The following is a 13,243-nucleotide window of genomic DNA, read 5'->3' as shown; positions in this document are numbered from 1 at the left end:
TCGCTAAGGATTTTGCCCTATAATGGCCGCCGTCTGCTTAAAAGGCCAGCGAAAACGCATTTTTGCGTGTTCAAACCACTGCGGTCAAGAGCGTGGTGATACCCAAGTTATCGTGCCAGGATGCGTCAATTTGGGTATACCCTTTCATTTACCGCTAACGAGAGACGTACGCACATGGATATTTTGCGTGGTTCCCCCGCACTGTCTGAGTTTCGTGTCAATAAACTACTGGCCAGCTGCCAAGCGCATCAGTTACCGGTCACGGCACTGTATGCTGAGTTTATTCATTTCGCTGATTTGCATCACCCTTTGGATAGCGCGAGTCGCGAGAAGCTCGAAAAGCTGCTGACTTACGGACCCACTTTACCGCCGCACGCACCTGAAGGGACGCTGTTTCTCGTTACGCCTCGTCCCGGCACCTTGTCGCCGTGGTCATCCAAAGCAACCGATATTGCCCATAACTGTGGCTTGGACGCGGTGAAACGCTTGGAGCGCGGTACCGCGTACTATATTCAGTTATCTGCTCCTTTGACCAGTGAGCAACATGCAACCTTAATCGGGTTGTTGCACGATCGGATGATGGAAACGGTATTTAGTGAGCTTGAGGCCGCTGAGGTGCTGTTTGAACAAGCGGAACCTGCGCCGATGCACAGCGTGGACATTCTCGTGGGTGGTCGAGCCGCTTTGACTGAGGCGAACCAAGTCTTAGGATTGGCTCTGGCAGAAGACGAAATTGACTATCTGGTTGAGAACTTTACCCAGCTGGGGCGTAACCCCAACGACATCGAACTGATGATGTTTGCGCAAGCCAACTCAGAGCATTGCCGCCACAAAATCTTTAACGCCGACTGGAGCATTGATGGTGAAAAGCAGCCTAAATCGCTGTTTAAGATGATCAAAAATACCTATGAGCAAACCCCAGATAACGTGCTGTCGGCGTATAAAGACAACGCAGCCGTAATGACGGGCTCAAACGTTGGGCGCTTTTTCCCGACACCAGAGAGCCACAGCTATCAGTATCACCATGAACCCGCCCATATTTTGATGAAGGTGGAAACCCACAACCACCCCACCGCGATTTCACCGTGGCCAGGGGCCGCGACCGGCTCTGGCGGTGAGATTCGTGACGAGGGTGCGACCGGTGTCGGCGGTAAACCCAAAGCAGGGTTGGTCGGTTTTTCCGTCTCTAATCTGAAAATCCCGGGCTTTATTCAGCCGTGGGAGCGAGACTATGGCAAGCCTGAGCGCATTGCCACTGCGCTCGATATTATGCTGGAAGGCCCGCTAGGCGGTGCGGCGTTTAATAACGAATTTGGCCGTCCTAACTTGCTGGGCTACTTCCGTACCTATGAGCAATCAGTGACCTCGCATGCCGGTGAGGAAGTGCGCGGCTATCACAAGCCGATCATGCTCGCAGGCGGAATGGGCAACATCCGCGACGGCCATGTGCAAAAAAGTGAGATTGACGTCGGGGCCAAACTGATTGTGTTGGGTGGCCCGGCGATGAACATCGGTCTTGGTGGCGGAGCAGCATCGTCGATGGCATCCGGCCAGTCGGCGGAAGACTTGGACTTTGCCTCGGTACAACGTGAGAATCCAGAAATGGAACGCCGTTGCCAAGAGGTGATTGATCGCTGCTGGCAGCTTGGCGAGGATAACCCAATTGCCTTTATCCACGATGTGGGCGCGGGTGGCCTTTCAAATGCGATGCCAGAGCTGGTTGATGATGGCGGCCGCGGCGGGTGTTTTAACTTACGTGATATTCCGAATGATGAGCCGGGAATGAGCCCGCTCGCCATTTGGTGTAACGAGTCACAAGAGCGCTACGTCTTGGCGGTCAAACCCGAAAACCTGGCGCTTTTCGAAGCCTTGTGCGAGCGTGAACGCGCCCCGTACGCGGTGATTGGTGATGCCACCGACGCGCGTCACCTGTCGCTTGAAGACAGCCACTTCGGTAATAGCCCTATCGATATGCCGATGGATATTCTGCTGGGTAAAGCGCCCAAAATGCACCGTGACGTTACACGCCAACAAGTGACTGGGACCGCACTAAACACCCAAGGCATTGAACTGGCACAAGCCTGCGAGCGTGTTTTACGCTTGCCAGCAGTGGCCGAAAAAACCTTCTTGATCACCATCGGCGACCGCTCGGTGACCGGACTGGTCGCGCGTGACCAAATGGTTGGCCCATGGCAAGTGCCGGTGGCGAACTGTGCGGTGACTGCAGCCAGTTATGACAGTTATCACGGCGAAGCGATGGCGATGGGCGAACGTACCCCGGCCGCCTTGCTCGATTTTGCTGCCTCTGCTCGCATGGCAGTGGGTGAAGCGCTGACCAATATCGCCTGTGCCGATATTGGCAGTCTGACCAACATTAAACTGTCTGCCAACTGGATGTCCGCGGCGGGTCACCCGGGCGAAGATGCTGGCTTGTACGAAGCGGTCAAAGCGGTGGGTGAGGAGCTGTGTCCTGAGCTATCACTGACCATTCCGGTGGGTAAAGATTCGATGTCGATGAAAACCCAGTGGCAGCAAGACGGTGAAAACAAAACGGTGACGGCACCGATGTCGCTGATCATCACCGCCTTTGGCCGCGTGGAAGATGTGCGTCGTACCGTGACCCCACAATTGCGTAGCGATAAAGGTGACAGCCACCTGATTGCGATTGATCTTGGTGAAGGCGCGCAGCGTCTGGGCGCAACCGCGTTGGCTCAGGTGTATCATCAATTGGGCGATAAGCCTGCCGATGTCACCAGCAGCGCCCGCCTAAAAGGCTTTTTCAATGCGATGCAAACCTTGGTAGCAGAGCAAAAACTGCTGGCGTATCACGACCGAGCCGATGGCGGACTATTCGTTACCTTGGCTGAAATGGCCTTTGCCGGTCACACCGGTATTGACGTGGACATCGCCCGTTTAGGCGACGATGCCTTGTCGGTGTTGTTTAACGAAGAACTGGGCGCGGTGATCCAAGTGGCGGCGCAAGATCTCGAGCGTGTTAATGCGGTGTTGGATGAACATCAATTAACCGCATGCAGTCACCTGATTGGCGGCCTAAGTGATAGCGATGAGATTATCTTGCGTCACGGTGAGGCGCCTATCTATCAAGCCAGTCGCCAGCACCTGCGTCAGATTTGGGCTGAAACCACCTATCAAATGCAAGCGCGACGCGATAATCCGGACTGTGCACGCCAAGAGTTTGACGCCAAACAGGCAACCGATCCTGGGTTGCACGCCAGCCTGAGCTTTGATGTGCACGAAGATGTTGCTGCGCCATATATCGCGACCGGTCAACAACCGACTATGGCTATTTTGCGTGAGCAAGGCGTGAACTCGCATGTGGAAATGGCAGCCGCCTTCGATCGCGCTGGATTTAACGCCGTGGACGTTCATATGAGTGACATTCTCTCAGGACGCGTCAGTTTGGACGGTTTCCAAGGGTTGGTGGCATGTGGCGGTTTCTCTTACGGTGACGTGTTAGGCGCTGGTGAAGGTTGGGCGAAATCCATTCTGTTTAACAGCCGCGCACGCGATCAATTCAGTGACTTCTTTACGCGTGAAGACACCTTGGCACTTGGCGTGTGTAATGGCTGCCAAATGCTATCGAACCTGCATGAACTGATCCCAGGCGCTGCACACTGGCCACGATTTGTTCGCAATGAGTCCGAGCGCTTTGAAGCCCGCTTTAGCATGGTGGAAGTGCAATCAAGCCCATCCGCCTTTTTTGCCGGGATGGCAGGGTCACGGATGCCCATTGCGGTATCGCATGGTGAAGGACGGGTAGAAGTGCGCGATGCTGAGCACTTGGCGGCGATTGAGGCGTCAGGCACGGTGGCGCTGCGTTACACCGATAATCACGGCCAGCCAACACAAGCGTATCCTGCCAACCCGAATGGCTCACCAAATGGCATTACCGCGCTGACTACCGAGTCGGGCCGTGTGACCATTATGATGCCGCACCCTGAGCGGGTATTCCGTACTGTCGCTAACTCTTGGCACCCAGATGATTGGGGGGAAGATAGCGCGTGGATGCGGATGTTCCGCAACGCGCGGGTCACTCTAGGGTAAGCACCATACCAATAAAGCCGCCACACTTTGGCGGCTTTTTGGTGATATGCGAGAATCGATGGATGATTTTTTATCCTGCTGCGATACAATTTCAACTAAACAACTGATCCATCAGGACCGGCTGCGGCCAACGAGAAGGATAACGAAATGAAAAAAATTGAAGCCATCATCAAGCCATTCAAACTCGATGACGTACGCGAAGCGCTGGCAGACGTCGGGATTACAGGGATGACCGTCTCAGAGGTAAAGGGTTTTGGTCGTCAAAAAGGCCACACTGAACTATATCGTGGTGCCGAATACATGGTGGACTTTCTGCCCAAGGTGAAATTGGAGGTAGTGGTGTCTAACGATGTTGCTGAGCAATGTGTCGATACCATTATTGAGACCGCGCAAACCGGCAAAATTGGTGATGGTAAAATCTTTGTCTTTGACGTTGAGCGTGTGGTGCGTATCCGTACCGGCGAAGAAGACGAAGAAGCGATTTAATTGCACGGGTTAGACTAATACGGCAAGCAATAAAAAGCCAAGCGTGATGCTTGGCTTTATTGTATTCACGGTGTAGATAGCGTATTCACGGTGTAGATAACGTATGCGCGGTGTAGATACTGTCTACGTGCCAGGATTGGCCGGATGCGCTTGATAGCGTCCCGGTTTGTGGTTCATCGCTAACACTAAATTGAGTACAATCGCACCGGCCACAGACCACATCAGCAGGTTCAGATCGATAAGGAAGAAAGATAACGCGAGAATGGTGCAGTCGATGCCCATTTGTAGCTTTCCTGCCGAGATCCCAAACTTGTCCTGACAATAGAGCACCAGTACGTTAAAACCGCCTAAGCTGGCATTATGGCGGAAAATCATTAACATACCGACGCCCATCAATAGTCCACCAATCACCGCACAGTAGGCGGGGGCCAGCCAAGTGATTTGAAAAAAGTAGGCAATATGATCAGCCATCACCGATACGGCGCCACCGGCAAGTAAACTGCGTAATGCAAATCGCGGACTCATACGAAACCAAGCCATTACATAAAACGGGCAATTGCAAAGAAAATACAAAGTACCGAACGATAGGTCGGTAAATTGGCTGACTAATAACGCCAGGCCTGTGGTCCCCCCGGTTAAGAGTCCGGCCTGTTGCAAGAAAAATACCCCCTGGGCGACTAAAAACGCGCCCGAGGCGATAGCAATAATGTCTTCTTTAAAGCTGTGTTGATACTGGCTCACACGGCTTCTCCCTACTTAATTAGCGTGATAAAAACAAAAACGTGTTAGCAACAAAAGCCCCGCCAAAACCCAATAGGCTGGCGGTTAAAAAAGGTTAATGGGCACTGGCGACGAGTGCCTGCGGGTGCGGGCGCGCATTCTATCGCCAATGAGGCTTGGGAAACAGTCGACAACGTAAATAACCTGCGTCTTGATTGTCATTATTATGATACTCCGCTGTAAAGTATTTACAGTGGATAGCGCGCTGCTGCGCCGCGATACAACCCAAAATAGCCAGGTTTTGAATAAAAAAATCATCCCTCAGGCTACCTGATTGAAGGGAATTTTTGTAGAATAGCAAACGCAGTCATGGCGGTAACGAAAACGTTTGCGTAAGTAGGCCTAACGTTTGATGTTGCCTTGGCTTAATCGCTTTGATTCGCAGGTGAAAGCGATTAAGCCAGGGCGTGATCTAAAACATCACACCGAGACTAATTGTTGCTAGGTGGCCTATCGGATCCTAGCGTTCGCTTTATGGGTGATTGCCCGCCAATGTTAAGTCAGGAGAGACCAATGCTAAAGCGTGACATGAATATCGCGGATTATGACCCAGCGCTGTTTGCGGCGATGGAAGAAGAAAGTACGCGTCAAGAAGAACACATTGAACTGATTGCGTCAGAAAACTATACCAGCCCGCGCGTGATGGAAGCGCAAGGCTCTCAACTGACCAATAAATACGCGGAAGGCTACCCTGGTAAACGGTATTACGGCGGCTGTGAATACGTGGATAAAGCCGAAGCCTTGGCGATTGAGCGTGCCTGTCAACTCTTTGGCTGTGAGTATGCCAATGTTCAGCCGCACTCTGGCTCACAGGCGAATAGCGCGGTCTACATGGCGCTACTAAACCCAGGTGATACGGTACTGGGTATGAGCTTGGCGCATGGTGGTCACTTAACCCATGGTTCGCCAGTTAACTTTTCCGGCAAGCATTATCATGTGATCCCTTACGGTATCGATGAAGCCGGTAAAATCGATTACGAGCAAATGGAGCAGCTTGCACTCGAGCATAAGCCAAAAATGATCATTGGCGGGTTTTCTGCATACTCACAAGTGGTTGATTGGAAACGCATGCGTGAGATTGCAGATAAAGTCGGGGCTTGGTTCTTGGTGGATATGGCACACGTGGCTGGCTTAATTGCCGCTGGTGTTTATCCCGATCCACTGCCTTACGCACATGTGGTCACGACGACGACGCACAAAACCCTTGCAGGTCCGCGTGGTGGTTTGATCTTATCAAATGCCGGTGAAGACATTTATAAAAAGCTCAACTCTGCGGTGTTCCCTGGCGGCCAAGGCGGCCCATTGATGCACGTAATTGCGGGTAAAGCCGTCGCGTTTAAAGAGGCGATGGAGCCAGAGTTCAAAGCCTATCAAGCGCGCGTAATTGATAACGCACGTGCGATGGTGAAAGGGTTCCAAGCTCGCGGTTATAAAATCGTATCGGATTCCACTGACAACCACCTGTTGTTGGTGGATTTAATTGATAAAGACATTACTGGGAAAGAGGCCGATGCCGCGTTAGGTGCCGCTAACATCACAGTAAACAAAAACAGTGTACCGAACGATCCACGTAGTCCGTTTGTCACCTCCGGTATTCGTGTGGGGACGCCAGCGATTACACGTCGTGGCTTTACCGAGCAAGACGCCGAACAACTCGCGCATTGGATGTGTGATGTGCTTGATAACATCAACAATGAGCAAGTGATTGCAGAGACCAAAGAGAAGGTCCAAGCCATCTGCCGTCGTTTGCCGGTATATGCTTAATAAAGCAATACAGATTATCTAAAAAGATGGGCGCCTATGGGCGCCTTTTTTATATTTATCTGAGAACGAAGTCTAGTTGAGACACAAAACCCGTACTCCGTCTCCTTAGAGAGGCTTTTTCATCCTCGCAAATCGGTTACACTAGCAGGACAATATTGAGGAGACGACGCGCATGCACTGTCCATTCTGTGGTGCTACCGACACCAAAGTGATCGATTCTCGACTCGTGGCTGATGGCCATCAAGTTCGCCGTCGTCGCCAGTGTTTGGCGTGCGCTGAGCGATATACGACGTTTGAAACAGCGGAATTAGTCATGCCACGGGTGATCAAAACCAACGGTAATCGAGAGCCCTTTGACGAAGATAAATTGCGGGGCGGTATTCAACGTGCGTTGGAGAAGCGTCCTGTCAGTACGGATGATATCGAAAAGTCGATAAATAGCATTAAGTCGCGTTTGCGAGCGACGGGTGAGCGAGAAATAGGATCAGCCATGGTTGGCAACTTGGTCATGGAAGCACTGAAGGAGCTTGATAAGGTGGCTTATATCCGTTTTGCCTCTGTTTACCATAGCTTTGAAGATATTCGCGAATTTGGTGAAGAGATTGCACGGTTACAAAAATGACAACTAGCCACCAAGATCAAACGATGATGGCGCGCGCATTAGCGCTTGCGGCCCAAGGTCGCTTTACCACCACGCCTAACCCCAATGTCGGCTGTGTGATTGCTCACGGTGATGACATTGTGGGTGAGGGGTTTCACATTGCTCCAGGTGGTCCACACGCCGAAGTTCACGCCTTAAAAGCAGCGGGGGAGCGCGCGGTGGGCGCGACGGCTTATGTCACCTTAGAGCCTTGCTCTCATTATGGTCGCACGCCGCCGTGTTGTGATGCGTTGGTTGCCGCCAAGGTCACGCGTGTTGTCTGTGCGATGCAAGACCCTAATCCTAAAGTGGCAGGGCGCGGTCTCGCGCGGTTACAACAAGCCGGTATTGAGGTCGTGGTTGGTGTGATGGCTGAGCAGGCCAAAGCGCTGAATCCTGGTTTTATTAAACGTATGCAAACCCAGATGCCCTATGTTCAGCTCAAACTGGCGGGCAGTCTTGATGGGCGCACCGCCTTGGCAAATGGTCAAAGTAAATGGATCACGGGTGAGCCAGCGCGCGCCGATGTGCAGACATTTCGCGCCCAAGCGAGCGCTATTTTATCGACCAGCGCCACGGTATTAGCCGATAACCCCAGCCTAAATATACGTCGTAGCCAGCTTGCAACTGAGATCGTCGACCATTACCCGCAATCAGTACTGCGCCAGCCGACGCGCGTGATCTTGGATAAACATAACAAAACGTCTCCTGAAGCGACCGTCTATCAGCTTGAGGGCGAGGTGATCCGAATTGTCGATATGCCAAGTAGTCAGATATGGCCGGATAACGTCCATGAATGGGTCATGCCCGACGCTTCGCTCAGCGCTATCCTTCACGCATTGGCACAACATGATATTGATAAGGTTTGGGTAGAAGCAGGCGCGAGGCTGGCGAATCAGTTATTAACTGAGTCGTTAGTGGATGAGCTGATTGTTTATCAAGCGCCGTTATTGCTGGGGGCAGATAGCCGCCCGCTGATTGCTTTAGACGGGTTGCAACGTATGGATGACGCACCGCGTTTTCATTTTAATCAAGTGACGCCTATCGGTGACGATATTCGCCTAATCGCAATGCTCTCGGAGCATGCGGTCATCACGCAAGAGTATTAATACGATGTTTACTGGAATTATCGAAGCGGTGGGCCGAATTCAAAAGCTGACTCGCCGTGGCCAAGACATGACCCTCATCATAGAGAGTGGTGCCCTCGACCTCTCGGATGTCAAATTGGGCGACAGCATCGCCACCAATGGGGTGTGTTTAACCGTGGTTGCATTGACCGCAACCGGTTATAGCGCCGATGTATCGTCAGAAACGCTGGCGCGTTCATCACTCGGGATCTTGTCTGTTGGTGATAACGTCAACCTGGAAAAGGCGATGTTGCCGACTACGCGTTTTGGCGGACACATGGTCTCTGGGCATGTGGATGGCCTAGGGGAAGTGACGTCAGTGAGTCAAACGGGACGTGCATGGGAGTACTGGATTGCATTACCGCCTGAACTTGCCAAGTATGTGGCGTTGAAAGGATCGATAACGGTGGATGGGATTAGCCTGACGGTGAACGACGTCAATGGCAGTGTGTTTAAGCTCACTATCGTACCGCATACGGCTGAACAAACGACAATTCAGCACTTTGCTCCGGGGCGTAAGGTGAACATTGAAGTCGATGTCATCGCCCGTTACCTTGAGCGATTGATGCTCGGAGACAAAGCGGCTGAACCGACACAATCAACGGGCGTGAGTCTTGAAACGCTCGCCCGTTCTGGTTTTTTGAAATAAGGAATCCAAGATGGCAATTAGTAGCGCCCAAGAAATCATTGATGATATCCGCCAAGGTAAGATGGTGGTATTGATGGATGACGAAGATCGCGAAAATGAAGGCGACTTGATCATTGCAGCAGAAGCCATTACGCCAGAAGCGATCAATTTTATGGCGACCCACGGGCGTGGTTTGATTTGTTTAACGCTGACTCAACAGCGCTGTCTGCAACTTGGATTGCCCTTGATGGTGTCAGATAACAATGCGCAGTTTTCCACCGCCTTTACTGTCTCGATTGAAGCGGCCGAAGGCGTGACCACTGGCATTTCGGCGGCCGACCGCGCGCGCACCGTGCAAGCGGCGGTGGCGTCAGATGCCAAAGCCGCCGACTTAGTACAGCCTGGGCATGTTTTTCCGCTCATGGCGCAAGAGGGCGGTGTACTGACTCGCGCAGGTCATACAGAGGCGGGCTGTGATCTGGCGCGTCTAGGTGGTTTTAACCCTTCCTCGGTGATTGTTGAGATCTTAAATGAAGACGGCACCATGGCGCGTCGTCCTGACTTAGAAGTGTTTTGTGACAAGCATGGTATTAAACTTGGCACCATTGCCGATCTGATTGAGTATCGTAATTTAAACGAAACGACCATCGAGCGAGTTGCCGCCTGTACCCTGCCGACCGAATTTGGTGAGTTTGATCTGGTGACCTACCGGGATACCATTGATAACCAAATTCATTACGCGATGCGTAAAGGCGAGATTAGCACCGATCCGACATTGGTAAGGGTTCATCTGCAAGATACGTTTACCGATTTACTTCGCTCCGATCGTACTGCTGAGCGCAGCTGGGGGTTGACTCGTGCGATGAAGCGCATCAGTGAAGAAGGCGGCGTGTTGGTTATTTTGGGGAAAGAAGAGACGCCTGATTCCATTATCAGTAAAGTCAAAGCGTTTGAAGCGCAAGATAAAGGTGAGAAACCAGCAGGTGCCAAATGGCAGGGCACGTCACGCCGAGTCGGAATTGGATCACAAATATTAGCCGATCTGGGCGTGAAACAAATGCGTTTGCTCTCTTCATCGACAAAGCGTTATCACGCCCTGTCAGGTTTTGGTCTGAACGTGGTTGAATACGTGACCGAATAAATACTGAGAGAAACGATGAGGCTCGGGCGCGTTTCCCAAGACACTGAGCATGGTGTCAATGGTAAAAAGTATGCTAGAATCGCGCGGTTTCTCATTCCGGAAAGCAAGTCACAGGAAGGCTCATGAACGTAATCGAAGGTGCATTTGCCGCGCCCAATGCGCAGGTTGCTATTGTTATCTCTCGCTTTAATAGCTTTATTAATGAGAGTTTGCTAGATGGTGCGGTTGACGCACTGAAGCGCCAAGGCCAAGTCAACGACGATAATATCACCGTGGTCCGTTGTCCCGGTGCTTACGAGTTGCCTGTGGTGACCCAAAAGTTGGCGAAAAGCGGTCGTTATGATGCGATTGTCGCGCTAGGCTCAGTGATCCGCGGCGGCACACCGCATTTTGACTATGTTGCCGGAGAATGTAACAAAGGGTTGGCACAAGTAGCACTGGAGTATGAAACCCCAGTTGCTTTTGGTGTGCTGACGGTAGACACCATTGAGCAAGCGATCGAACGCGCAGGTACCAAGGCTGGTAATAAAGGGGCAGAGGCTGCACTGAGCGCGCTTGAAATGGTGAATGTTCTGTCCCAGATTGAATCCTAATGGGGGTTAAAGTGAAACCAGCCGCACGGCGTAATGCTCGCCAATTTGCATTGCAAGCCATTTACACATGGCAAATCGCAAAAGGGAATGTCGCTGATATTGAAGCGCAGTTTTTGGCCGCAGATAAATACGAAGAAGAAGATGAGCACCAGAAAACAGAGCCACTTCTTCGCGATCCGGAAACAGATGTTGCGTATTTTCGTACGCTGTTCAGTGGTGTTGCGCTCAGCCATCAAGAACTTGATAGTAAGATGCGTCCGTATTTGTCTCGTCCATTACAAGATCTTGACGACATGGAGCACGCCTTATTGCGCCTTGCGATGTATGAGCTGATCAAATGCGATGATGTCCCTTATAAAGTGGTCATCAATGAAGCCATTGAGTTGGCTAAACGCTTTGGTGCGGAAGACAGCCATAAATTTGTTAATGGTGTCTTGGATAAAGCGTATCCTCGGTTACGTTAATCCCTCCTTACTAGGCCAGCCATGCTGGCCTTTTTATTGATCTAATCCGATAAATAGTTTTTATGACGCGCAACGAATTTGATTTGATTCGCGATTATTTCGCACGTCAACCGGTTAACCGTCGAGATGTCGCCCTAGGCATTGGCGATGATTGTGCGATCACTGAGGTGCCAGACGGCTGCCAACTCGTGGTCACCACAGATACGTTAGTCGAGGGCACGCATTTTCTTCCTTCCGCCAAGGCATCTGACGTTGCTCACAAAGCCTTAGCCTCTAACTTAAGTGATCTTGCCGCAATGGGTGCGATGCCAGCTTGGTGCTCGCTCGCTCTAACCTTGCCCGATTCTGATGAAGCCTGGGTTGCCGGTTTTTGTCAGGGATTTTCTGCTTTGGCTGAACACTTTCAGGTTCAGTTAATCGGGGGCGATACCACGCGAGGTCCAAGAAGCATTACCATGACGTTGCATGGCCATGTGCCTAAAGGGCAGGCACTGACGCGTTCAGGCGCCAAACATGGCGACTGGATCTATGTCACGGGATCGCTAGGTGAAAGCCAGGCAGGGCTTGCTTATGTGCTTGGCAAACCCATCGTTGATGAGGCGCGTGCTAATCGCTTGATTAACCATCATTATCGCGCTCAACCGCGCGTAGCTGCCGGGCAGGCACTGCGGGGCATTGCTTCGGCTGCTATCGATATCTCTGATGGTTTGTATGCAGATTTAACCCATATTCTCCAAGCCAGTGATGTCGGGGCGCAAATTGAGGTCACACGGCTGCCGATTTCTGAACGTTTACTCGCAGAGGTTGATAGCGAAACAGCCGCACAAAAAATGGCTCTGACGAGTGGCGAGGAATATGAACTTTGCTTTACTGTCCCAGAAATGCATCGTGGCACACTTGATACAGCATTAAAACACAGTGGCACTAAGGTGCAGCGTATTGGTCAAATTAATGGCCACCGTGCGCTTGAGTTAGTTTCACAAGGTCAGCCACTTGATTGGACGCTGACAGGTTGGGATCATTTTAAGGAGTCAAATTGTGACGGATCCTAAACACCGTTTATCGTTGTCTAATCCTATCCACTTATTGGCGCTCGGGTTTGGCGGTGGCTTATCGCCGATAATGCCCGGCACAGTCGGTACGTTAGTTGCGATTCCGTTTTATTGTGCGCTGGTCACTTTTGGTGGGGTTGTTGGGCTTTGGATCGCCATTATTGTTGGCGGCATCGCAGGGATTGCGATCTGTGGGCGTGCGTCTAAAGACATGCAAGTCCATGATCATGGTGCGATTGTTTGGGATGAGTTTGTCGGCTTCTGGTTGACGATGGCGCTTGTCCCCACAACAGATTGGAAAACGGTATTGGCTGGCTTTATTTTATTCCGCCTTTTCGATATGGCAAAGCCTTGGCCAATCAGCTGGTTAGACAAACATGTTCATGGCGGTATCGGCATCATGGTGGATGATATTCTCGCCGGGGTGATGGCGATGCTAAGCTTGTGGCTCTTAACGACCTACATGCCTACGCTTTTTTAGCATGACTCATTCAGCATTAATT

At 51.6% G+C, this 13,243-nt stretch carries 12 protein-coding genes; 11 read left to right on the top strand and 1 reads right to left on the bottom strand.

All coding sequences use genetic code 11. From position 1 onward, the window contains the following. Window positions 1-174: 174 nt before the first annotated feature. Together purL and glnB are read left to right on the top strand one after the other, a co-directional pair. Entirely contained in the window at window positions 175-4,065 is a 3,891-nt protein-coding gene (gene purL / locus BZG78_RS04075) for a phosphoribosylformylglycinamidine synthase (RefSeq protein ID WP_077660449.1), read from the top strand. Between the two features lie 147 nt (window positions 4,066-4,212). Then, window positions 4,213-4,551 carry a nitrogen regulatory protein P-II gene (glnB, locus tag BZG78_RS04070; RefSeq protein ID WP_021023014.1) on the top strand — a complete coding sequence of 113 codons (339 nt, stop codon included), beginning with the start codon at window positions 4,213-4,215 and terminating at the stop codon, window positions 4,549-4,551. Between the two features lie 123 nt (window positions 4,552-4,674). Here the strand turns inward: glnB and BZG78_RS04065 are convergent, their stop codons facing one another. Further along, entirely contained in the window at window positions 4,675-5,292 is a 618-nt protein-coding gene (locus BZG78_RS04065) for a YitT family protein (RefSeq protein WP_077660448.1), read from the bottom strand. Window positions 5,293-5,844: 552 nt separating this feature from the next. Here BZG78_RS04065 and glyA point away from each other — a divergent pair. The 9 genes from glyA to pgpA all read left to right on the top strand — a co-directional run bounded on the left by glyA (window position 5,845) and on the right by pgpA (window position 13,221). After that, on the top strand, window positions 5,845-7,095 hold the full coding sequence (gene glyA, locus BZG78_RS04060) for a serine hydroxymethyltransferase (RefSeq protein ID WP_077460282.1): 1,251 nt from the start codon (window positions 5,845-5,847) through the stop codon (window positions 7,093-7,095). A 172-nt stretch (window positions 7,096-7,267) separates the two neighbouring features. Next, a complete protein-coding gene (gene nrdR / locus BZG78_RS04055; protein WP_021023017.1) occupies window positions 7,268-7,717 on the top strand; it encodes a transcriptional regulator NrdR in 450 nt (149 codons plus the stop codon). Next, the gene (gene ribD / locus BZG78_RS04050; RefSeq protein ID WP_077660447.1) at window positions 7,714-8,844 is read left to right on the top strand and encodes a bifunctional diaminohydroxyphosphoribosylaminopyrimidine deaminase/5-amino-6-(5-phosphoribosylamino)uracil reductase RibD; all 1,131 of its coding nucleotides are present in this window, start codon (window positions 7,714-7,716) and stop codon (window positions 8,842-8,844) included. Before nrdR ends, ribD begins: the two co-directional genes overlap by 4 nt. A 4-nt stretch (window positions 8,845-8,848) precedes the next feature. After that, window positions 8,849-9,511: a riboflavin synthase gene (locus BZG78_RS04045; protein ID WP_077660446.1), complete on the top strand. Its 663-nt coding sequence runs from the start codon at window positions 8,849-8,851 to the stop codon at window positions 9,509-9,511. 10 nt (window positions 9,512-9,521) lie between these two features. Further along, window positions 9,522-10,631: a bifunctional 3,4-dihydroxy-2-butanone-4-phosphate synthase/GTP cyclohydrolase II gene (gene ribBA / locus BZG78_RS04040; protein WP_077460285.1), complete on the top strand. Its 1,110-nt coding sequence runs from the start codon at window positions 9,522-9,524 to the stop codon at window positions 10,629-10,631. Window positions 10,632-10,753: 122 nt separating this feature from the next. After that, window positions 10,754-11,224, top strand: a complete 471-nt coding sequence (ribE, locus tag BZG78_RS04035; protein WP_021023021.1) for a 6,7-dimethyl-8-ribityllumazine synthase — start codon at window positions 10,754-10,756, stop codon at window positions 11,222-11,224. Next, entirely contained in the window at window positions 11,224-11,688 is a 465-nt protein-coding gene (gene nusB, locus BZG78_RS04030) for a transcription antitermination factor NusB (protein ID WP_021023022.1), read from the top strand. The genes ribE and nusB overlap by 1 nt, the downstream gene beginning before the upstream one ends. A gap of 62 nt (window positions 11,689-11,750) precedes the next feature. Next, the gene (gene thiL / locus BZG78_RS04025) at window positions 11,751-12,740 is read left to right on the top strand and encodes a thiamine-phosphate kinase (protein ID WP_077660445.1); all 990 of its coding nucleotides are present in this window, start codon (window positions 11,751-11,753) and stop codon (window positions 12,738-12,740) included. Continuing rightward, the gene (gene pgpA, locus BZG78_RS04020; protein WP_077660444.1) at window positions 12,727-13,221 is read left to right on the top strand and encodes a phosphatidylglycerophosphatase A; all 495 of its coding nucleotides are present in this window, start codon (window positions 12,727-12,729) and stop codon (window positions 13,219-13,221) included. Before thiL ends, pgpA begins: the two co-directional genes overlap by 14 nt. Window positions 13,222-13,243 lie beyond the last annotated feature (22 nt).

Source organism: Salinivibrio sp. MA351 (assembly GCF_001996065.1).
Lineage (GTDB): Bacteria > Pseudomonadota > Gammaproteobacteria > Enterobacterales > Vibrionaceae > Salinivibrio > Salinivibrio costicola.
Note: the sequence above shows the minus strand (reverse complement) of the source record. Positions and strands in the feature narration are given on the sequence as shown.